The 20557-nt window shown below is 40.4% G+C and carries 18 protein-coding genes; 12 read left to right on the plus strand and 6 right to left on the minus strand.

The genetic code is table 11. The features are described from left to right. Window positions 1–18: 18 nt before the first annotated feature. The 5 genes from MWU82_RS06145 (at window position 19) to MWU82_RS06165 (ending at window position 5014) form a co-directional block, all read left to right on the plus strand. The gene (locus tag MWU82_RS06145) at window positions 19–984 is read left to right on the plus strand and encodes a metallophosphoesterase (protein WP_247095679.1); all 966 of its coding nucleotides are present in this window, start codon (window positions 19–21) and stop codon (window positions 982–984) included. A gap of 263 nt (window positions 985–1247) precedes the next feature. Further along, the gene (locus MWU82_RS06150) at window positions 1248–1805 is read left to right on the plus strand and encodes a helix-turn-helix domain-containing protein (protein ID WP_111623794.1); all 558 of its coding nucleotides are present in this window, start codon (window positions 1248–1250) and stop codon (window positions 1803–1805) included. 400 nt (window positions 1806–2205) lie between these two features. Continuing rightward, window positions 2206–3012 carry a pyrroline-5-carboxylate reductase gene (proC, locus tag MWU82_RS06155; protein ID WP_215947301.1) on the plus strand — a complete coding sequence of 269 codons (807 nt, stop codon included), beginning with the start codon at window positions 2206–2208 and terminating at the stop codon, window positions 3010–3012. Window positions 3013–3015: 3 nt separating this feature from the next. Continuing rightward, window positions 3016–3786 carry a glutamate 5-kinase gene (gene proB / locus MWU82_RS06160; protein WP_215947302.1) on the plus strand — a complete coding sequence of 257 codons (771 nt, stop codon included), beginning with the start codon at window positions 3016–3018 and terminating at the stop codon, window positions 3784–3786. Window positions 3787–3811: 25 nt separating this feature from the next. Continuing rightward, window positions 3812–5014 carry a glutamate-5-semialdehyde dehydrogenase gene (locus MWU82_RS06165; protein ID WP_247095681.1) on the plus strand — a complete coding sequence of 401 codons (1203 nt, stop codon included), beginning with the start codon at window positions 3812–3814 and terminating at the stop codon, window positions 5012–5014. Between the two features lie 131 nt (window positions 5015–5145). On the opposite strand, the gene MWU82_RS06170 is transcribed toward MWU82_RS06165, so the two are convergent. Beyond that, window positions 5146–7431, minus strand: a complete 2286-nt coding sequence (locus tag MWU82_RS06170; RefSeq protein WP_247095682.1) for a GH92 family glycosyl hydrolase — start codon at window positions 7429–7431, stop codon at window positions 5146–5148. Window positions 7432–7731: 300 nt separating this feature from the next. Here MWU82_RS06170 and MWU82_RS06175 point away from each other — a divergent pair, with 300 nt between their 5' ends. The 4 genes from MWU82_RS06175 to MWU82_RS06190 all read left to right on the plus strand — a co-directional run bounded on the left by MWU82_RS06175 (window position 7732) and on the right by MWU82_RS06190 (window position 12568). Beyond that, window positions 7732–8316: a bifunctional precorrin-2 dehydrogenase/sirohydrochlorin ferrochelatase gene (locus MWU82_RS06175; RefSeq protein WP_215947305.1), complete on the plus strand. Its 585-nt coding sequence runs from the start codon at window positions 7732–7734 to the stop codon at window positions 8314–8316. Between the two features lie 296 nt (window positions 8317–8612). Continuing rightward, window positions 8613–10091, plus strand: coding sequence for an FGGY family carbohydrate kinase (locus tag MWU82_RS06180; RefSeq protein WP_215947412.1), 1479 nt, complete (start codon window positions 8613–8615; stop codon window positions 10089–10091). A gap of 10 nt (window positions 10092–10101) precedes the next feature. Beyond that, window positions 10102–11427 carry a xylose isomerase gene (gene xylA, locus MWU82_RS06185; RefSeq protein WP_247095684.1) on the plus strand — a complete coding sequence of 442 codons (1326 nt, stop codon included), beginning with the start codon at window positions 10102–10104 and terminating at the stop codon, window positions 11425–11427. A 124-nt stretch (window positions 11428–11551) separates the two neighbouring features. Beyond that, a complete protein-coding gene (locus MWU82_RS06190) occupies window positions 11552–12568 on the plus strand; it encodes a LacI family DNA-binding transcriptional regulator (protein ID WP_215947307.1) in 1017 nt (338 codons plus the stop codon). Window positions 12569–12590: 22 nt separating this feature from the next. On the opposite strand, the gene MWU82_RS06195 is transcribed toward MWU82_RS06190, so the two are convergent. Further along, window positions 12591–13664: an aminoglycoside phosphotransferase family protein gene (locus MWU82_RS06195; RefSeq protein ID WP_247095685.1), complete on the minus strand. Its 1074-nt coding sequence runs from the start codon at window positions 13662–13664 to the stop codon at window positions 12591–12593. A 12-nt stretch (window positions 13665–13676) separates the two neighbouring features. Then, window positions 13677–14567 carry a sugar phosphate nucleotidyltransferase gene (locus tag MWU82_RS06200; protein WP_247095687.1) on the minus strand — a complete coding sequence of 297 codons (891 nt, stop codon included), beginning with the start codon at window positions 14565–14567 and terminating at the stop codon, window positions 13677–13679. Window positions 14568–14841: 274 nt separating this feature from the next. On the opposite strand from MWU82_RS06200, the gene hemN reads away from it, so the two are divergent. From hemN to MWU82_RS06215, 3 genes are all read left to right on the plus strand, one after another. Beyond that, entirely contained in the window at window positions 14842–16203 is a 1362-nt protein-coding gene (gene hemN, locus MWU82_RS06205; RefSeq protein ID WP_247095689.1) for an oxygen-independent coproporphyrinogen III oxidase, read from the plus strand. 54 nt (window positions 16204–16257) lie between these two features. Beyond that, the gene (locus MWU82_RS06210; RefSeq protein ID WP_215947310.1) at window positions 16258–17079 is read left to right on the plus strand and encodes a universal stress protein; all 822 of its coding nucleotides are present in this window, start codon (window positions 16258–16260) and stop codon (window positions 17077–17079) included. 153 nt (window positions 17080–17232) lie between these two features. Next, complete coding sequence (locus MWU82_RS06215; RefSeq protein ID WP_247095691.1) at window positions 17233–18300, plus strand: amidohydrolase family protein; 1068 nt, start codon at window positions 17233–17235, stop codon at window positions 18298–18300. Between the two features lie 28 nt (window positions 18301–18328). Here MWU82_RS06215 and MWU82_RS06220 read toward each other — a convergent pair whose 3' ends face one another. From MWU82_RS06220 to MWU82_RS06230, 3 genes are all read right to left on the minus strand, one after another. Beyond that, complete coding sequence (locus MWU82_RS06220) at window positions 18329–19198, minus strand: PIG-L family deacetylase (RefSeq protein WP_247095692.1); 870 nt, start codon at window positions 19196–19198, stop codon at window positions 18329–18331. Window positions 19199–19338: 140 nt separating this feature from the next. Next, window positions 19339–20040, minus strand: a complete 702-nt coding sequence (locus MWU82_RS06225) for a sulfite exporter TauE/SafE family protein (protein WP_215947313.1) — start codon at window positions 20038–20040, stop codon at window positions 19339–19341. Window positions 20041–20076: 36 nt separating this feature from the next. Further along, window positions 20077–20535, minus strand: a complete 459-nt coding sequence (locus MWU82_RS06230; RefSeq protein WP_247095694.1) for a FixH family protein — start codon at window positions 20533–20535, stop codon at window positions 20077–20079. Window positions 20536–20557: the final 22 nt, after the last annotated feature.

Here is a 20557-nt window from a genome sequence, read left to right on the forward strand (position 1 = left end):
CAAACAAGAAAGATTATCATGCAAAATCAAAAAAAAGGACGTCGCAAGTTTATGGCCAAGATAGGATTGGGAACCTTGGCCTTGGGAATGGGTAATGTTGGGGCCTACGCCTTCGCTTCTAAAAATGAAATCACTAAAAAAAACAAAGTCAATATTGGTTTTATAACCGATGTACACCACGGCTTTTGTGCAGACGGGCTTGAGCGTTTGCAAGTCTTTATAAAAGAGGCATCCTCCCGAAAATTGGATTTTATTATTCAAGGCGGTGATTTTTGCTATGCAACAGAGGAAGCCCAAGAATGTATGGATCTTTGGAACACCTACAAGGGTGAAAAATATCATGTGCTTGGGAACCATGATATGGACAAGGTTACCAAGAAGGAAGCCATGGATTTTTTTGGGATGGAGAGTAATTATTATTCCTTTGATAAGGGCGACTTTCATTTTGTGATAATGGATGGTAATTACATTCTGAAGGAAGGGAAGTATGAGGATTATGGCAATGCCAATTTTTATATTGAACAGCAAAATAGAAGTTTGGTCAACCCGGAACAAATAGCATGGTTAAAGGAGGATTTGGAAAAAACCGATAAACAGACTATAATCATTTCCCATCAGGCCTTTGACGAAATATGGGATGGTTGGTCCTCACCCAGTAGGTTTGCGGTAAGAAAAGTTATTGCCTGTTTCTGTGGCCACCATCATGTGGACGATCACAGTTATATAAACAATGTGCACTATTTCCAAATGAACAGTGCTTCCTACTTTTACGTAGGGGAAGGCTATGGTTCTGATGGAAGTAGGGCCATGTACAGGGATTCCATTTTTGCCTTTTTAACCTTGGATCCTTCTGGTCAAATTTCAATTGAAGGTCGGCAAAGTCAATTTGTGAAACCTACCCCATTGGAAAAAGGCCACCCCGATGCCCCAAGACTATCGGCATCCATAAGTGATAGAAATGTAGATTTTAAACAAAAAGGATAGCAAAAGAGCAAGTCCTATTATTGCAAAAGGCACATTTTTCCATTATAGTCTTGATATTGTGCGCTTTAAATGATTGGTGGTTGATTTTGTAGAAAAAAGGGTATATTCAAGTAGATTAAAATCCAATCGACGTTCCGAGTATTAAATCCCCTTTAAATCATGCTGTGGTTTTTAGTATTTTTCTATTAAAATAAATGTCTATTTTTGCTGTAATAACGTCTTTGCAGCAAGTTCTTTGCCAGCACATGACCAATAATGGATAAATGGATGACATTCTTATAAATATTGGGCGGCAATTAAAATTGGCCCGCCAAAAAAGAGATTTGACCTTGCAGCAAGTAGCCAAAAGAACCGGTGTTAGTGCCGGACTTATTTCTAAAATTGAGAATTTAAGAACCACCCCATCTCTCCCAGTACTTTTAAAAATAATGCAGACCCTGAGTATAGATTTGTCCGAGTTGGACCTGTCCTCCAATGTAACTGGGGATTATATAGTTATCAAAAACGGAACAGGGACCAAGGAAGATCGTGAAGATTCCGTTAATCTGGAATATACCCATTTATTGTCCAGCCCTTCTTCGGACAGTAGTATTAGGGTGTATATTGTTAATGTTGCTGCTGGAGCTTATCGGAAGCCTATCTCTACCAATGCCAATGAATTGATATATGTGTTGGGAGGCAAGGTAAACTACTTACTCAAGAAAGATAAGGTGCTTATTGAAAAGGGAGATCTTCTTTATTTTGATGGGTCTATACCCCATGGAGTGTCCAATGAATTTAATGAGGAGGCTATCATGTTGAAAATTTACTTTTTACATTAAGGAAGGGTAAATCCATAGCCCTATTTGTTATTACTTGCCGGTTCTTCTATGCAAGGATAGGACTGTTTCATACATCTAACCCATTACAGGGTCAATTTACTACAATTGATATTATTTGAAAGGGTGGACTGGCATGGTTCATTCTTGCCAATTCTTATGGGCAAACACCATTTTGTCAGGTTTTGCAATAATTTATTCTACGCTTGAAGGCCTTGAAGCAAAAATTTTCCAATCCAGATTAAAAATCGAATTGCAACAATAGTATAGGCTAAGGGCAATGTATAGGTTTTGTCTATGTTAAAATCATATCAACAGTTAAACTCGATATGGAATACTGGGGTATCGCATGGTTATTGTGCAAATGGGGTTGTAAATTAAAGTATTAACTTAAAAACAATACATGAAAGTATTAGTAATTGGGGCGGGGAACATGGGATTGACCTACGCGGAGTCCATGTCAAAATCAAAATTGTTAAAGAAAAGAAATTTAATGATCTTGGACAGTTCCCAGGAAAAGACCTTGTCCTTAAAAAAGATTTTACATTTTGAAGTACATGAAAATTTGGAGGATTGCGTACCCAAGGCAGATTTAATTTTCATTGCGGTTAAGCCGTTTCATAGCGAGGATTTATTTAAGAAGATGAAAAACCTCGTCAATGAGGGGCAAATCGTTATTTCAATAATGGCCGGAGTAACAATAAAGTCGATGCAAGACCAGCTTGGGCTTCAAAAAATTGTCCGTGCTATGCCAAATTTACCTGCTCAGATTGGGAAAGGGGTAACTTCATATACGGCTTCCAAGGAAGTTTCAAGGATAGAATTATTGACCATAGAAAATTTATTGGACACGACTGGGAAATCAATTTTGGTTAGCTCGGAAAAATTCATTGATGCCTCCACAGGTATTTCTGGTAGCGGCCCGGCTTATGTTTTCTATTTTATGCAGAGTATGATGGAAGCTGCCTTAAAAATGGGATTTTCGGCCAATGACAGCAAGATGTTGGTAAGCCACACTTTTGAAGGAGCGGTAGACCTATTCAATCAATCCGATCTTTCTCCCAATTCGTGGATGGATAAAGTAGCATCTAAAGGAGGGACAACCAGGGCAGCATTGGATTCCATGGAAGATAACAATGTAAAGGAACTTATAAAGGAAGCAGCCTATTCCGCTTTTAATAGAGCAGTAGAGCTGGGAAAGGAAAAATAAGATATGTATAAACAGAGAGTAGTTATAAAAGTGGGTACCAATGTAATGACCAACAAGGACAATAGGATCGTTAAGCCTGTTCTTGATCATTTGGTACAACAGATAGCAGAATTGTACGAACGCAATATAATGTCGGTTTTGGTTTCGTCGGGATCGGTTATTGCCGGCATGGAAGTGATGGGGGAGAGCCAGATTACGGACAAGGCCACCAGGCGACAAGTGTATTCGGCCATTGGCCAGCCTAGGATGATGCGCCACTACTACAATATATTTCAAGATTACGGAATGAAGTGTGCCCAAGTGCTGGCAACCAAAAGGGATTTTAACCCTGGAAACCACCGCGATAATATGATTAATTGTTATGAAGGCCTATTGGCAGAAGGTGTAGTGCCAATTGCCAATGAGGATGACGCTGTTTCCTTGACCAACTCCATGTTCTCGGACAACGATGAGTTGGCCAGTCTGGTAGCGGAACTTACCAAAGCCGATAAATTGATCATCCTTACGGATACGGATGGCTTATTTACAGGACATCCAGATGATAAGGATACCGAGGTAATAAAGAATGTGAGCGTAGATCAGAACGTGGAGAAATATATAAAGACCATAGACAAAGGTGAAGCAGAAGGTAGAGGGGGTATGGGCTCTAAGTTGAATATAGCGAAGCAGACCGCCTCCAAGAATATCCCGACATATATTGCCAATGGTAAAAGAAAACGTGTTATTCTGGATATTGTGGAAGGGAAGAGCGTGGGTACCAAGATTACGGTATAACATAAGCTAACGAAAAATAAAACAAATGAAATTATTAAATACGGATATTAAAAATAAGGTGTTGCGATCCATGATGAGGATTTTGGATAGCAAAAGGAAAGAAATAATAACGGCCAATCAGAAAGATTTGGATCTTTTTGATAAAACGGACAGGTCTATGTACGATAGACTCATCGTAGATGATAAAAAGGTGGACGGAATGATTGCAGCTATCCAAGAGGTGCTACAGCAAGAAGATCCAGTGGGTAAAATAAAATCGGAACAGGCCCTGGAAAATGGATTGAAAATTGAAAACAAGACAGCGCCTTTTGGGACCATAATGATTATTTATGAATCCAGGCCTGATGTTACCATAGAAGCCGCTGTTTTGGCCTTCAAAGCCAATAATAAAATTTTGTTGAAGGGAGGAAAGGAAGCTGTACACAGTAATGTTGAATTGGAGAAATGTTGGCACTTGGCGCTAAAGGAAAATGGTTTGGATACCCAATGGATCCAACTGCTACATATGAATAGGGAGGAGACCCAGGAGTTTTTGAGGAATCCTACCGAAAAGTTGGACTTGATTGTCCCTCGTGGCGGGGAACGCTTGATTGCGTTTGTAAAGGAGCATGCCAAATGTGCGGTATTGGTCAGTGGAAGGGGAAATAATTTCCTTTTTGTGGACAAGGACGCGGATTGGGCACAAAGTTTAGAGGTAATACTAAATGCCAAGACCCAAAAGATCTCGGCCTGTAATGCGCTGGATAAAATCCTGGTTGATGTTAATATTGAGAATTATTCCAATAAGGTAAAGGAGCTCAATACTATATTAAAGGGTCAGGGAGTTTCAGTTGTAGTGGATAGCAAAGTTGCCGAGGTGCTATCTGAAAATAGCGTTGTGGAAGACGAGTCTATATGGTATGAAGAATTCCTGGCCATGAAATGTGTTGTTGGAGCGGTAGATGATTTGGAATCGGCGGTTCAAAAGATCAACAACTATTCCGGAGGGCATTCCGCAACCATCATGACCAAGAATAAGGAGCTGGCCATGGAATTCATGGATCAGGTGGATAGTGCTGCAGTATATCACAATGCCTCTACCAGATTTACCGATGGCGGACAAATGGGCGTTGGTGCGGAACTGGCCATCAGTACGGATAAACTGCACCATAGAGGTCCACTGGGACTGGAGCAGTTGGTAACCAATAAATATTACGTTTATGGGGACGGGCAAGTAAGAATGTCCTAATTATTCCATAACCCCTAAATGGTTATATATATTGATGCGGCGGTCCTAAAGCAATTTCTTGCTTGTATAAAGGTCCGCCGCTTTTGATTTGTAGAAGGTTACATGTTCTATAATAGTTTCACTAATATTGCCTATTTTTCATTGGAAAGTGAAAAAGGAAAATCCTCGCTTTTGGTTCCCCTGGCCTTGTTTGGCGTGTCCGTCATTTCGAAATCCAAAACGGCCCCTTGCATCAATTCCTTATGGCTCAACCAGTTTTTGGAATAGGTCTTTCCATTTAAGGTCAGTGTATTTACATATTTGTTGGATGCACTATTTTTAGGAGCATTGATGCTAATTTCCTTCCCGTTTTCCAAAACAAGCGTTGTTTTTTGGAACAATGGGGTCCCCAATACATATTGATCTGTTCCCGGGCAAACCGGATAGAACCCCATGGCCGAGAATACATACCAGGCAGAGGTTTGTCCGTTGTCCTCATCGCCACAATATCCGTCAGGTGCCGGGGTATACATCCTATCCATGGTTTCCCTTACCCAATATTGGGTCTTCCAAGGTTGTCCTGCAAAATTATATAAATAGGGCATGTGTTGAATTGGTTGATTGCCATGGGCATATTGCCCCATATTGGCTACCTGCATTTCCCGTATTTCATGGATTACAAAGCCGTAATAACTCTCGTCAAAAACTGGTGGTAATGAAAATACTTCATCCAACTTGGCGGCAAAGGCTTCATTGCCGCCCATTAGGTTTGCCAAGCCTTGGATGTCGTGAAAAACGGACCAGGTGTAATGCCAGCTATTGCCTTCGGTAAAGGCATCTCCCCATTTAAAGGGATTAAAGGGGGCCATAAATTCGCCGTTCTTATTCTTGCCACGCATTAATTTAGTCTCTGGGTCGAACAGGTTTTTATAGTTCAGACTTCGTTTTTTATATAGGTTGATTTCTTTTTTAGGTTTGTTCAAGGCTTTTGCCAACTGATAAATGGTGAAATCGTCATAGGCATATTCCAAGGTTCTGGCTGCATTTTCATTGATGTCCACGTCATAGGGGACATAGCCAAGTTTATTGTAATAATCCACTCCGGCGCGTCCTACTGCTGTTAAGGGGCCTGCATTATTGGCGCCATGGATGAGGGCCTCGTACAATGTGGCAATGTCATAATTTTGGTCGATTCCATTTTTTAAGTAGGCATCCGCTACAACGGAAGCGGAATTGTTTCCTACCATGACGTTTCTTAGGCCGGGACTTCCCCATTCCGGTAACCAGCCACCCTCTTTATAGGCATTGGCAAGACCTTCTTGTATCTGGGAGTTGAGTTCGGGGTACATTAGGTTCAGAAAGGGGAAAAGGGCCCTAAAAGTATCCCAAAATCCAGTGTCGGTAAACATATAACCCGGCAATACTTCACCGTTGTATGGGCTGTAATGCACTACTTTTCCGTTAGCATCATATTCGAAGAATTTTCTTGGGAAAAGTAATGATCTATACAGACAGGAGTAAAAGGCCCTGAATTGATCTACACTGCCGCCTTCTACCTTGATTCTTCCCAGCTCCTTGTTCCAAGCTGCCCTTCCCTTCTGTTTTATAGTGTCAAAATCATCGGTACCAAGCTCTTTTAAATTCAATTCAGCCTGATCATAGCCAATAAAAGAGGAAGCTACTTTGGCAATAACGACCTCGCCTCTCCTTGTCTTAAAGCTTACAATGGCACCTGCGTGGTCCGTTTCAATCTCCAGACCATCCAATAGTTGTTTCCCGCTAAAAGTCTTGGTGGTTTCGAAGTCCTTATCAAAGACCATCACAAAGTAGTTTTTAAAATTTTCCGGAACCCCGCCACTGTTCTTGGTGGTATATCCTATTATTTTTCGCTCGCTTGGAATAATTTTCACATAGGAGCCTTTGTCCAAGGCATCGAGTACCACATGTGAATTTTCATTTTCAGGAAAGGTGAACCTGAACATGGCAGCTCTTTCCGTGGGGGTAATTTCGGTGGTAATATCATGGTCGGCCAAATAAACACTATAGTAATGAGGCTTTACGATCTCTGATTTATGCGAATACCAACTGGCCCTGTCGTCTTCTGTGAAGCGTAATTTTCCAGTAAGTGGCATAATGGCAAATTGACCATAATCGTTCATCCATGGGGAGGGTTGGTGGGTTTGTTTAAAGCCCCTTAATTTATCTGCAGCGTAGGTGTATGCCCAACCATCGCCCATTTTTCCCGTTTGTGGAGTCCAAAAGTTCATTCCCCAGGGCATGGCTATGGCCGGGTAGGTATTTCCGTTGGACATGCTGGGTTTGGAATCTGTGCCAACCAATGGGTTGACATAATCTACTGGTTCTTGTGCACTTGTGGTACAGGTAAGCAGTAGCAAAAGGGATAAGGTTAGATTTTTCAAGTTGATGTAATTGGTCATAATAGAGTTGTTGAGCAGTGATGTTGCCAGTGGTACATTTCTTTAAGAAACAAAACCAATGGCATCGTTTAAAGTTAGTTTAGAATTGCGAATATCGAAATTAGCGCTTTTGACCATGGCAATAAAAAATATACACACGATTTTCTATGGAATTAACAAAAACAGCTAGGTGTATCGCAAAATCTATCCAAAATGAAAGAGGGTCAAGCATTTTGTGTCTTATCTTTGAATGGATTGCTTTTTTATTGGAAAAAGCAATTATTGTAGGTGCATGTGTATTGGATTAAAACAAGAGGCAATATGGAAAGGAATGAATTATACCCTGTTTTTTTAAAAGTATCCCAGCTAAATATCCTTATAGTAGGCGGAGGTAACGTTGGTCTGGAAAAACTGACTTTTATGCTTAAATCTAGCCCACACGCCCAAGTAGAAATGGTGGCACCGGAATTTTTACCTCAAACATTGGAACTTGCCAAAAAACATCAAGTAAAAATAACCAAGGATTGGTACAATAAAACGTACTTGGAAGGGCGTCATATGGTTATTGCAACCACTGATAAGGTGGCTGTAAACGAACAGGTATATCACGATTGCCGGGAAAGGCATATCCTAGTTAACGTAGCCGATAACCCACCTTTTTGTGATTTTTACATGGGAGGGATTGTCACCAAGGGCAATGTAAAGGTGGCCATCTCCACCAATGGTAAATCGCCCACTACCGCCAAGCGCCTGCGACAGTTTTTTGAAGATGTAATTCCAGAGAATATAGATGATCTGGTAAAAAATTTAAACGAATTCCGGAAGACTATAAAAGGTGACTTCGAGGAAAAGGTGGAAACCTTGAACGAGTTTACCAAAGGTTTGGTGAGCAAGAAAGAGAAGTAAATCCAATCAATAGCTTTTCATGCTGTATGCCATCCTAAAGAAGGATTAAAGCCTTCTGCAATCCCAAATTCTACGAAAGCGTTTTCGAAAAATTACGATTATTCACGAAAAACATATAACCACTTAATATACAGGTAGTTGTATGTTAAGTTCTCGGTACATTTCATAATTTGCCCAACCTTGCTTGTGGGGTCATTATGGGGCAATATGCAGGCGATGATATAGATTTTAATATATTTGATTGGATCTTCATAAATTTTCATATTGAGAATTTATCCTCTAAAATATTGAGACATATGTATTATTTGGGATTGGATATTGGCAGCTCTTCAATTAAGGTGGCTTTGGTAGAGGTGGCTACTGGAAAAAGTATTGGGGTAGTACAGGAGCCGGAAACGGAAATGGAGATGCTCGCCGTGAAAAATGGCTGGGCAGAACAAGATCCCAAGGAATGGTGGGGATATGTCTGTAGCGGCATTAAAAAAATAAAACAAAAGTACGGTGTAGAGGAAAATCAAATAAAGGGAGTAGGTATTGCCTATCAGATGCATGGATTGGTATTGGTGGACAAGCAGGGAGAGCCGGTAAGGAAATCCATTATTTGGTGCGATAGCCGTGCGGTGGAAATAGGACGGAAGGCCTATGGCGACATTGGCGAGGACATCTGTAAGGCCCATTTATTGAATTCGCCGGCAAATTTTACAGCTTCTAAATTAAAATGGGTAAAGGAAAACGAACCAGAGCTTTATAAGACGGCAGACAAGCTAATGCTTCCGGGAGATTATATTGCCTTTCGTTTTTCCAATATTATCAATACCACTATTTCAGGATTGTCCGAGGGAATTCTTTGGGATTTCAAGGAAGATTCGGTGGCAGATCTGCTCCTTGGGCATTATGGTATTCCCAAGTCCTTTATTCCGGATATTGTGGATACTTTTGGACTTCAATCCGAAGTGGATGCCAAAGGGGCCCAAGAAAGTGGCTTGGCAGTTGGCACGCCCATACTATATAGAGCGGGTGATCAGCCTAACAATGCTTTGTCCCTAAATGTATTTAATCCCGGAGAGGTAGCGGCAACAGGCGGTACGTCAGGGGTAGTGTACGCTGTTACCGATAATCTTTCTGGTAAGGAGAGTACTAGGGTGAACAATTTTGCACACGTCAACTATACCCAAAAAACTCCTAGAGTTGGTAAATTATTAAACATCAATGGAGCTGGAATTCAATACCGTTGGCTGTTGAATAATTTGGATGTGGACTCTTATGAGGAAATGAATACTTTGGCTTCCGAAATTTCAGTAGGCTCGGACGGGGTATGTTTAATTCCTTTCGGTAACGGAGCGGAGCGGATGTTGAATAATAGGGAGGTAGGGACCAGATTGGTCAACATCAACCTTAATAATCATACCAAGGCACATGTTTGTAGGGCGGCTTTGGAAGGGATAGCCTTTTCCTTTGTCTATGGCATGGAAATCTTGAAATCGGACGGCATATCCATTGAGGTAATGCGTGCCGGGAATGATAATTTGTTCAGGTCGGAAATTTTCTCCAATACCGTAGCAACACTAGTATCACAGGAAATTGAAATTTACAATACCACAGGGGCAATTGGCGCTGCACGTGCCGCTGGAATTCAAGATGGGGGATTTGAAAAATTTGGAACTTATATAACCAATAACGACCATGTTAAGACTTTTAAACCTTTGAAGGATAAAAGTGCTTATCAAAAGGCGTATGAGAATTGGAAAAAGGAATTGGAACTAATCATTAAATAATAAATAAGAGATGGCAATAATTGGAAACAAGGAATATTTTAAGGGAATAGGCGATATTAAATTTGAGGGCAAGGAATCTGATAATCCTATGGCATTCAAATATTACAATCCAGACCAAGTGGTTGCTGGGAAAACCATGCGCGAGCATTTTAAGTTTGCCATAGCATATTGGCATACCTTCTGCGGGCAGGGAGCAGATCCGTTCGGTCCCGGTACCCAGAATTTTGCTTGGGACCAGTCTTCGGACCCCGTGCAGGCAGCCAAGGACAAGGCAGATGCGGCTTTTGAGTTTATCAGTAAAATGGGCTTTGATTATTTTTGTTTCCATGATTTTGATCTTATACAGGAAGGAGCCACTTTTGCGGAATCGGAGAAAAGATTGTCAATAATTACTGATTACCTTAAGGAAAAAAAGGCCGACTCAGGAATTAAATTATTGTGGGGAACTGCCAATTGTTTCTCCAATCCACGTTATATGAACGGGGCTGCTACCAACCCTGATTTTAATGTAGTGGCAAGGGCAGGGGGCCAGATAAAATTGGCCTTGGATGCTACTATTGCTCTTGGTGGCGAGAATTATGTTTTCTGGGGAGGAAGGGAAGGTTATATGTCTCTTTTAAATACAGATATGGGCCGCGAATTGGACCATATGGCCCAATTCTTGGGAATGGCAAGGGATTATGCAAGAGCCCAAGGATTTAAAGGTACCTTTTTTATAGAGCCCAAGCCTATGGAACCTTCCAAGCATCAATACGACTTTGATACCGCAACTGCTATAGGATTTCTTCGTGAATACGGGTTGGAGAAAGACTTTAAAATAAACATAGAGGTGAATCACGCCACCTTGGCCCAGCATACTTTTCAACATGAATTGGCAGTGGCGGCCAAAGCCGGAATGTTGGGTAGTATAGATGCCAATAGGGGGGATTACCAAAATGGATGGGATACCGATCAGTTCCCAAACAATATTCAAGAAACTACCGAGGCAATGTTGGTATTCCTTAAAGCAGGCGGACTGCAAGGTGGTGGTGTAAACTTTGATGCCAAAATAAGAAGGAATTCTACGGATTTGGATGATGTTTTCCATGCCCATATAGGAGGAGCAGATACCTTTGCCCGTGCTTTGCTTACTGCCGATAGAATTATTTCTTCCTCTGCCTATGAGAAGATGCTTGCGGAAAGATATAGTTCTTTCGATTCAGGAAAAGGGAAGGACTTTGAGAATGGTAAATTGAATCTGGAAGCCCTTTACAAAATAGCCCAGGAAAATGGGGAATTGAAGTTGCAGAGCGGAAAACAGGAGCTGTTCGAGAACATCATCAATCAATACATATAACAAGCATAAATAGTATTAAGAAATTGGGCAATTGACCTAGGGTAATCTAAAGATTTTTTCAAAAAATCTTTTAAAAATATTCTAAACGGAGTTATTTTACCGAAATTCGGGATAAGATGATTCTATGAAAAAAATAACCCTAAAGGAGATTGCCCAATATTTTGGTGTTTCCATATCAACGGTTTCCAAGGCTATCAACGATAGTCATGAAATTAGTGATGGACTAAAGGCTAAAATACAGCAGTTTGCCAAGGATAATAAGTACAGGCCAAACAAAGTGGCCCTTAGTTTATTGCAGCGGAAAACAAAGACCATAGGGGTTGTGGTGCCCAATATTCTCAATTATTTTTTTACACAGGTATTTTCAGGGATTGAAAAAGTAGCTAACGAACGCGGGTATATTTTACTTAGCTGTATCAGCGATGAATCCTATGAAAAGGAAGTTGCAACACTTGAATTTCTAGGCGGGGGTACTGTGGATGGATTAATTGTGTCCATGGCAGAGGAAACTCAATTTAAGAACAAACTGGATCATTTTCAGAATATCCTGGACGAACAGATTCCCTTGGTTATGTTCGATAGGGTTTCGGATGAAATCCTATGTGACAAGGTAGTGGTGGATGATTTTGAGGCCGGTTATAAAACCACCAAATATTTTATAAATCTCGGTTGCAGGACGGTTGCCCTGGTTACTGCTATTGACCATTCCAGCGTGGGGAAACTGCGGGTGGAAGGATATAGGAAAGCATTGGAAGAGGCTAATATTCCCTTTGATGATAAATTAATATTAAGGGTAGGCAAGGAGGACGATATGGAAGTTCTGGTGACTTTTTTATTAAATTATAAGTCTATAGATGGTATAATGGCTTTGGATGAAATTACAGCGGTAGAGGTTTTGAAATTGATAAAGTCTAGGGGATATAGAGTACCAGAAGACATTTCCGTTATAGGGTTTACCAATGGCAAATTATCTCGCTACGTAAGTCCGGCACTTACTGCAGTGAGTCAGCACGGTACTTATATAGGGGAAACTGCGGCCAAGGTCCTTATTGAAAGGATAGAGAGCAAGGAATATATGGATTGCACCACCAAGGTGATTAAAACCAGCCTAATCGTTAGGGATTCCACCAAGAGGGTTTAAACTTTACCGATACCAAAAAAAATTAAACCTTAGGTGTTAGCCCTTTTTTTACTACTTGGTTCATATGCCCTATTTCTTGAAGGGCTTTATTGGTGAAATCGAACAAGCTTAAACAGCGGTCCAAATTCTGGTTTTCGTAAGATACCTTGTAATAGATATTGTCGTTCAGGTAGTCTGTAAGGGCCCTTAAACCGTGGATGAAGGGCATAAATACAGCTCCCCAAGGCAGAAGGTCAATTTCTTCTTTGTATAAAAAAGGGCCGTTACTCTCCAAGCCCTTTATGAAGGCTTCGAACAAAGGTCTTTCAAAAGTAATCTTGTCGTGATCCTGTTCGTCTTCGGCAGCGGTATTTGCAACGGTTCTTATGGCATCGCCAAAATCAAAATAAAAATATCCCTTCATAATGGTGTCCAGATCTATAAGACAAAGGGCCTTATTGTCTTCTTTGGAGAATAGGATATTGTTTAATTTGGTGTCATTGTGGCAAACCCGTAATGGCAACTTGGAATTGTCCAAAATTTTCAGTTTTTCCAAGGTTTCCTTGGCAAAAACTATGGCCTTTTTGGCAGTTTCCAATTTTTCTGTTTTCGCGGATAGAAGGGATTCTTCAAATTGATTTTCCCTTAACGGCAGATTATGGAATTGTGGAATGGTATCCACAAAATTGTCCAAGGGAGCCTCTGCCAGAAGTTGATGAAATTTTCCTACCACCCTACCGGCCTCGAATGCAATGTCCGTATCCGTGGCATTGTCATAGGCCGTGGTGTTGTTGAGATAGGTCATCAACCTCCAATATCCTGTTTTTTCATCCTTAAAATAGGAATTGTCCGATTCCGTTTTTAAGAGTTCAATGGCCGTGTAATTTTGGTCCTGTAAATGTTGGAATGCGTTGGCGATATTGCCCATTAGCCCATGTACATCCTTAAAGACATTGTGGTTTACCCTTTGAAGAATGTACAATGGGTAATGATTGTCCAGGACCAAATAAGTGTCATTGATATAACCCTGGTTTATTCCTTGGAACTCATAGGTTTTCCTATCTATGGAGAAGTTTTTCAACAACTCGTTAAGCTCAACATTTTTATTTTCAATCATGGATAAGCTATTCTAAACATTGTCCCATAGAGGAGAGGTGTACCCATTATTGTCTGTCATACGCTGTAATTCGGAAACAGCCATTTCCTTATCGCTGGCGTAGGTAACCCCGAACCATTGACTGGCTGAAGGAATTACATCCACATCTATCAAATTGTTGTTTATCATTTCTTTTATTGCAAAAGGTAGATAAATTTCCCCTTTGGCAATATTATCCTTATTGGCAATAAAACCTTTAAGGTATTCTGTGATGAATGGAAAAATAGACGGTTGGCAAACCCAAAAGTTCATGCTGACCAATTCTTCCCCGGTAAATTTGGTGCCTGAATCCGTATCTATAATCACATTATCTTGGGCCTCTATTTTAGTATGTTCGTTTATGGAGGTTAGTTTTCCATTCTCTGACTTACAGACACCTCTTGAAACTGAACCGTGTTCCGATAAGGTGTTTTTTAGAATGTAGGCAATAAGACCAAAAGTCTCTTTGTTCCCATTGTTTTTAATGAAAGTGGCTGCACTTTCAAAGGCATTTTTTCCGTAATAATCATCCGCATTAATAATGGCGAATGGTCTATCAATTACATTTCTAGCGGTCCATACTGCATGTGCCGTGCCCCATGGTTTTGCTCTTTCACCTGTAAAGGTTACCCCTTCCGGAAGATCGTTTACTTCCTGGGCCAAAACATCCAGTTTAATATTTTTTGGCAATCTGCTGGATAAGTGCTCTTTCAAAAAATCTACATTTTCTTTTTTTGTAATGGCAACTACATGGTCAAAACCATTTTTCAGGGCGTCATAGATACTAAATTCCATTAGGAACTCGTCTTTAGGACCCAAATCATCAAATTGTTTAAGTTTGCCATATCGGCTACCACTTCCGGCCGCCATTAAAAGTAATGTCATAATTGGTTATTTTTAAGTTTACAAAAATATAGTTTTTATCATAAAGGGGCTTCTAGAACGGATTATTTAAAAAATTAGTTTCTAATTGTACTGTTTTTAACGATTATTTAAATTAAGGCTGGCTTCAAATCCTTGAGAAGAATGATTATTTCGGCAATTAAATGGTCTGGAATCGTGGGACTTAGTTTATGGATGATAGTGAAACCTGATAAGTGTCATATTTTTAAAGTCCGTGTCATGCTACTTTTGTGGCTATTGCAAACAACAATAGCTTATGACCAATTTAGTTCAAAAATACAATATCCCCGGTCCCAGATATACCAGCTACCCTACGGTTCCCTATTGGGATCTGGAATCTTTTTCTGGCCGTCAATGGCAAAATACCTTAATCAAGAATTTTAATGAAAGTAACGAAGAGGAGGGCATAAGTCTATATATCCATTTGCCTTTTTGCGAAAGCCTCTGTACTTTTTGTGGATGTCATAAAAGAATTACCAAGCGGCATGAAGTTGAAAATCCGTATATCAGCGATGTGTTGAAGGAGTGGAAACTTTATTGTGATCTATTTGAAACAAAACCAAGGATAAAGGAGCTTCATCTGGGGGGTGGAACCCCTACTTTCTTCTCGCCGGAAAATTTGACAAGGCTTATCAACGGTATTTTTACCTCGGCCACCCGTGCAGAGAATTACGAGTTTAGTTTTGAAGGACATCCAAATAACACCACCAAAGAACATCTAAAGGCTCTTTATGATGTAGGGTTTAGACGGGTAAGTTATGGGGTTCAGGATTATAACAAGAAGGTTCAGCTTGCCATTCATAGGCTGCAACCTTTTGAAAATGTAAAAAATGTTACCCAATGGGCCAGGGAAATAGGATATACTTCCGTAGGCCATGATATTATTTTTGGTTTGCCCTTCCAAACGAAGGAAGATGTTGCCGAAACTATTTTAAAGACCAAGGAATTAATGCCAGATCGATTGGCCTTCTATAGTTATGCACATGTTCCTTGGTTAAAAGGTAATGGACAAAGAGGGTATAAGGATTCGGATTTGCCAACGGCGGAGGAGAAGCGGGAGCAATATGAGATGGGCAAGACATTGTTGGCTGAAGTGGGCTATTCGGAAATAGGAATGGATCATTTTTCACTAAAGACAGATTCGCTTTTCAAGGCTATGGAGAACGGAATCTTACATAGGAATTTTATGGGCTATACCGCCTCTAAGACCAGAGTAATGGTAGGTTTGGGAATTTCCAGTATAAGTGATAGTTGGGATAGCTTTGCGCAAAATGTAAAAAGCCTGGAAGAGTATCACCACCTAGTGGAAAGTAACATTATTCCTATTTATAGAGGTCATATTTTAACCGAAGAAGACAGGGTTATTCGCAGGCATATCTTAAATTTAATGTGTAAATTTAGGACGAGCTGGGAGAATGAAAATGAAAGGTTTGACGAATTGGACGAGGTCAAGGACAAACTAAAGGAAATGGCTTTGGATGGTTTGGTGGAAATTGTTTCCAATGGTATTTATGTTACCGAAAAAGGAAGGCCTTTTGTACGCAATGTGTGTATGGCGTTCGATTTGTTCCTGCATCGCAAGGCACCGGATACTAGATTGTTTTCGATGACTATTTAGTTGTGCTGGACTATTTTTTAAACTCTTGATAATAAAATCAGTAAAAATAAATCTATGAAAAAAATTATTGTACCTGTCGATTTTTCAGAACAATCTGAAAATGCCCTTAAAACGGCCGCTTCCATTGCTACAAAATACGGATCCGAGATTTTTGTCCTGCATATGCTGGAATTGTCGGAGGCCCTTGTTTCCTCCAATGAGCAGGCGCACTATGAGCAAGCCGTGTTCTTAATAAAATTGGCAGAAAAAAGGTTTGAAACATTTTTGGAAAAGCCATATCTAAAGGGAATCAAGATTACCCCTATAGTTAAGCATCATAAAGTGTATAGCGAAGTTAACGCGGTAGCAGAAAAGCATCAGGCAGATCTAATTGTTATGGGGTCTCAGGGGGCCGACGGAATCAAAGAAATTTTTGTGGGTTCCAATGCGGAGAAAATGGTCAGAAATTCCAATGTTCCCGTTTTGGTCATCAAAGACTATATTGAGGGTTTTGAGGTAAAGAGATTTGTATTTGCCTGTGATTTTGAGGAAGAAAATCTAGAAGCCTTTCAAAGGGCCAAGAAATTGGCGGATAAGCTGGCTGCTGAATTGATTTTGGTAAATATAAATACTCCAGGAGATAATTTTCTGAGCACTAAGGATGCTTTTAAGAAAATTAATAGGTTCCTGCATTTGGCCAAGGCGAGTTTGGAAGTCGAGATTTATAACGACTATAGTGTAGAGAGGGGAATACTGGCTTTTAGTGAAAGCAGGAATGCCGATTTAATAGGATTGCCCACTCATGGTAGAAAGGGGTTGACCCATTTCCTAATGGGAAGTATAGGGGAAGATGTGACCAATCATTCCAAAATACCCGTTATCACTTTTAAAATTTAGAGGACTAGGAAATCAATAAGGCCAGGAACCCAACCTGGCCATCATAGTCCATGCCGAGGATTGGTTAAACTGCTTGTAGTACGTAATGTTTAAATTGTTATATTTGAGATACATGGGGTCTAGCATCACGGTTCAATTCCCATGATACTCGATATGAAAATTAACTACTTCATTTTTCTATGTGCTGCTTTTATTTTCAATTCAGTAAAAGCACAAGAAGATATTCTGCTTAAGGATTACGAGCCAGTATCCATTTATAATACCCCTAATACCAAGGTCTCCAAAGCTAAGTTTCCTGTGGTGGATTTTCATTCGCATCCCTATCCAAAATCGGAACAGGAAATAAGCGATTGGGTGAAGACAATGGACCGGGCAGGGATTGCAAAATCTATTATACTCACTTATCAGACAGGGAAGTCCTTTGACAGTATCGTTAATCTTTATTCCAAATACGGGGACCGTTTTGAGCTTTGGTGCGGCTTCGATTTTACCGGTTATGAAGAAAAAGGCTGGAGCAAGCGCGCGGTAAAGGAATTGGAAAGATGTTTTAGGATGGGAGCAAAAGGCGTTGGTGAATTGGGCGATAAGGGTTTTGGGTTTTTTTACTCTAAGCCAACACCGGCAAAAGGAATGCATGCCGATGATAAGAGGATGAAACCATTATGGGAAAAATGTGGTGAATTGGGCATGCCGGTGAGTATTCATGTGGCTGATCCCATGTGGATGTACGAACCAATGGATGTCCATAATGATGGGCTGATGAATGCATACAAATGGAGAATAGATACAACAAGGGAAGGGCTATTAACGCATGCAGAACTAATTACTACCTTGGAAAATGCGGTTAGGGAAAATCCAAAAACCACTTTTATTGCCTGTCACTTTGCCAATTGTAGTTATGATCTGGATATTTTGGGGAGACTTTTGGATAAATATGATAATATGTACGCTGATATTTCTGCCAGATATGCGGAAACGGCGGCAGTTCCACGTTATACGAAACGTTTTTATGAAAAGTATCAGGATAAATTGGTCTATGGTACCGATATGGGAACCGACCCGGAAATGTACGAATTAACCTTTCGTATTCTGGAAAGCGAGGATGAACATTTTTATGACCGGAATATATCTTCCTATCATTGGTCGTTTAACGGGTTGGGTCTTAGCGATGAGGTTTTGAAGAAAGTATATAGCGAAAATGCCAAGAAAATCCTGGACTAGGCAATATTGCCTTTTATCTTAAATGCAGTTATTTTTGGAGCATGGGGAAAAGAGTCCTAATTTCTTCATCAGTGGGCTGCTTGCCGTACTCACATATTTCAAAACCCTCTATATGTTTGGCGCTGGAAGCTTTTGTCCCGTACCATTTTTCAGCACATTTAAGGAGGGCCTCCTTGGGAGGTTGTGATCGCCAATTGGCCAACATTTCCAACCTGCCCTTATCATCCTTGGGCACTTTGTCCAAATTTCCTGCTGTCCAGGGAAGCCATTCAAAGAATTGTGATTTGTGTGCCGACATGGCATACACTTTTTGATCAAAAACAGCATCGATAATTACGGCGATATCGGGTTCGAATGGACTAGGTTTTTGAAAACTATCTTCCGAGTAAAGGAAAACAGGATTTTTTTGGAGCGGTGGTACTTCCGGGGCTACATTGGGAACTATTACCATATAGGCGGCGTCCTGTACCAAAACCCCTGTATACCTATGGTCCGGATGATAGTCATTGGGTCTAGGGGCAATGACCACATCGGCATTCCATTTTCTAATTTCACGTATCACCTTTAGTCGATTTTCCAAAGTAGGCATCAATTCCCCATCATGGTTGTCCAATACCGTATATTCCACCCCAAACCTTTTACCAGCTTCCTTGGCCTCTGCAATTCTTATTTTGGCAAGTTCCCCTCCGCCCATGGCATAATGACCGGCATCACCGTTGGTCAAGGAAACAAATTTTACATTGTGGCCCAACTTGGCCAGTAAAATGGCCGTACCCCCGGTGTCGATATCGCAATCATCGGGATGTGCGCCAAAAACGATGACGTTTATTTTTTCGTTCTGTGAATATAATACCGTCCAATTTAAAAGGAGATAACATAGAAGTATGATTTTCTTCATTGGAGTATGTTTGTGGTTGGGTGAATATGCACTATGCAAAAATTGATTGGGCATGCTTACTATAGCTAGAACCCTATGTACCTGAAATTTACATTATTTTTAGCTACACTACAAGTTTAAAAGGCTGGCGGAAAGGAGAATTAATGACATTCCAAGGTGCTGTCAACAACCTCCATGACAGGTTCGGGAGAAATATAGGGGATACCAAGTCCCATTCCCCTTAAAATAAATAGCAGTCCTACGAGGATTACAAAAACCGGGATCAATCGCTGAACAGATTTTTTTGCCGAGCCTTTTAACATACTGCCAAAATAGACGGCAGTGGTCATTAAAGGTATGGTGCCTAGTCCAAATAGGGTCATGAACAATGCGCCAAGCCAGGGGTTGGCAGTGGCAATACTGCCAAAAAGGGCCATATAAACCAATCCACAGGGCAGTAATCCGTTTAGGAAGCCAATGGTGAGAAAGGTGTCCGGACTCTTTCTTTGTAATTCCTTGCCAAGTCGACTTTTTATTTTGGTCAAGAAGGAATAAATGGGTTTGGAGAAATTGTATTTGCCAAAGGTTTTATAAGGAATAAGGATTACAACAATCATCAGGACTCCGATGATAATGGAAAGTCTTTGCTGTAGGCCAAAGACATAAAGTCCTTTGCCCAAAAATCCAAAAATAAGACCTATTAGACTGTAGGAGGTAAGCCTGCCCATATGGTAAAGAAAGACCTGAAATAATTTTTTGGCCGGTTTGTTATGATCTACCGGTAACATAAAGGCAATAGGGCCGCACATTCCAACACAGTGGAAGCTTCCCATTAGACCCAAAATTACGGCAGATAACAACATAGTTATAGGTATTGACCTTAGTAGTGTTTACACACTTTATTTATCTTGGCGATAGGTTATTTTTTTCTTAAACAAATAGGCTTCACCATTGTATTCCCAGGATACTTTAATGTCCCAGCGACCATCCAACAAACGATTGTCAGGTATGAGCAAATAGTCTTGGGATAGACTTACAGGTAAGTCAAAATCCAAGTGCTTGTTAGATGGTCTGTATAGGGACACTGTGCCTTTGATATTTTCTATACTCAAGTTGTTTGGGAAGACCACTTTTATACCTTTATCGGTTGTTTCCAATGTTAGGTCTACTTCTTTGGTACGCGAATTATTTTCTGCATCAATTTCATCCTGATATCCCAATTCCGCTCCATAGTAATTCTCTGTTACCAAATCGTGATTGGCTTTATTATCCATGCTCATTCGAACAACAAAAAACAGTATAAAACTTATAAACCCTATAAAGGCAAGTACAATTCCGGTTCCCCAATTAATTTTCATGGCTTTTTTATTTAGTTTCGAT

Origin of the sequence: Arenibacter sp. S6351L, from assembly GCF_023016025.1 — a bacterium.
GTDB classification, from domain to species: domain Bacteria; phylum Bacteroidota; class Bacteroidia; order Flavobacteriales; family Flavobacteriaceae; genus Arenibacter; species Arenibacter algicola_B.

Bases quoted from the DNA above. Each gene is read 5' to 3' on its own strand.
- MWU82_RS06145 (WP_247095679.1), top strand. From the start codon at position 19: ATGCAAAATCAAAAAAAAGGACGTCGCAAGTTTATGGCCAAGATAGGA.
- MWU82_RS06150 (WP_111623794.1), top strand. From the start codon at position 1,248: ATGGATGACATTCTTATAAATATTGGGCGGCAATTAAAATTGGCCCGC.
- proC (WP_215947301.1), top strand. From the start codon at position 2,206: ATGAAAGTATTAGTAATTGGGGCGGGGAACATGGGATTGACCTACGCG.
- proB (WP_215947302.1), top strand. From the start codon at position 3,016: ATGTATAAACAGAGAGTAGTTATAAAAGTGGGTACCAATGTAATGACC.
- MWU82_RS06165 (WP_247095681.1), top strand. From the start codon at position 3,812: ATGAAATTATTAAATACGGATATTAAAAATAAGGTGTTGCGATCCATG.
- MWU82_RS06170 (WP_247095682.1), bottom strand. From the start codon at position 7,431: ATGACCAATTACATCAACTTGAAAAATCTAACCTTATCCCTTTTGCTA.
- MWU82_RS06175 (WP_215947305.1), top strand. From the start codon at position 7,732: ATGGAAAGGAATGAATTATACCCTGTTTTTTTAAAAGTATCCCAGCTA.
- MWU82_RS06180 (WP_215947412.1), top strand. From the start codon at position 8,613: ATGTATTATTTGGGATTGGATATTGGCAGCTCTTCAATTAAGGTGGCT.
- xylA (WP_247095684.1), top strand. From the start codon at position 10,102: ATGGCAATAATTGGAAACAAGGAATATTTTAAGGGAATAGGCGATATT.
- MWU82_RS06190 (WP_215947307.1), top strand. From the start codon at position 11,552: ATGAAAAAAATAACCCTAAAGGAGATTGCCCAATATTTTGGTGTTTCC.
- MWU82_RS06195 (WP_247095685.1), bottom strand. From the start codon at position 13,664: ATGATTGAAAATAAAAATGTTGAGCTTAACGAGTTGTTGAAAAACTTC.
- MWU82_RS06200 (WP_247095687.1), bottom strand. From the start codon at position 14,567: ATGACATTACTTTTAATGGCGGCCGGAAGTGGTAGCCGATATGGCAAA.
- hemN (WP_247095689.1), top strand. From the start codon at position 14,842: ATGACCAATTTAGTTCAAAAATACAATATCCCCGGTCCCAGATATACC.
- MWU82_RS06210 (WP_215947310.1), top strand. From the start codon at position 16,258: ATGAAAAAAATTATTGTACCTGTCGATTTTTCAGAACAATCTGAAAAT.
- MWU82_RS06215 (WP_247095691.1), top strand. From the start codon at position 17,233: ATGAAAATTAACTACTTCATTTTTCTATGTGCTGCTTTTATTTTCAAT.
- MWU82_RS06220 (WP_247095692.1), bottom strand. From the start codon at position 19,198: ATGAAGAAAATCATACTTCTATGTTATCTCCTTTTAAATTGGACGGTA.
- MWU82_RS06225 (WP_215947313.1), bottom strand. From the start codon at position 20,040: ATGTTGTTATCTGCCGTAATTTTGGGTCTAATGGGAAGCTTCCACTGT.
- MWU82_RS06230 (WP_247095694.1), bottom strand. From the start codon at position 20,535: ATGAAAATTAATTGGGGAACCGGAATTGTACTTGCCTTTATAGGGTTT.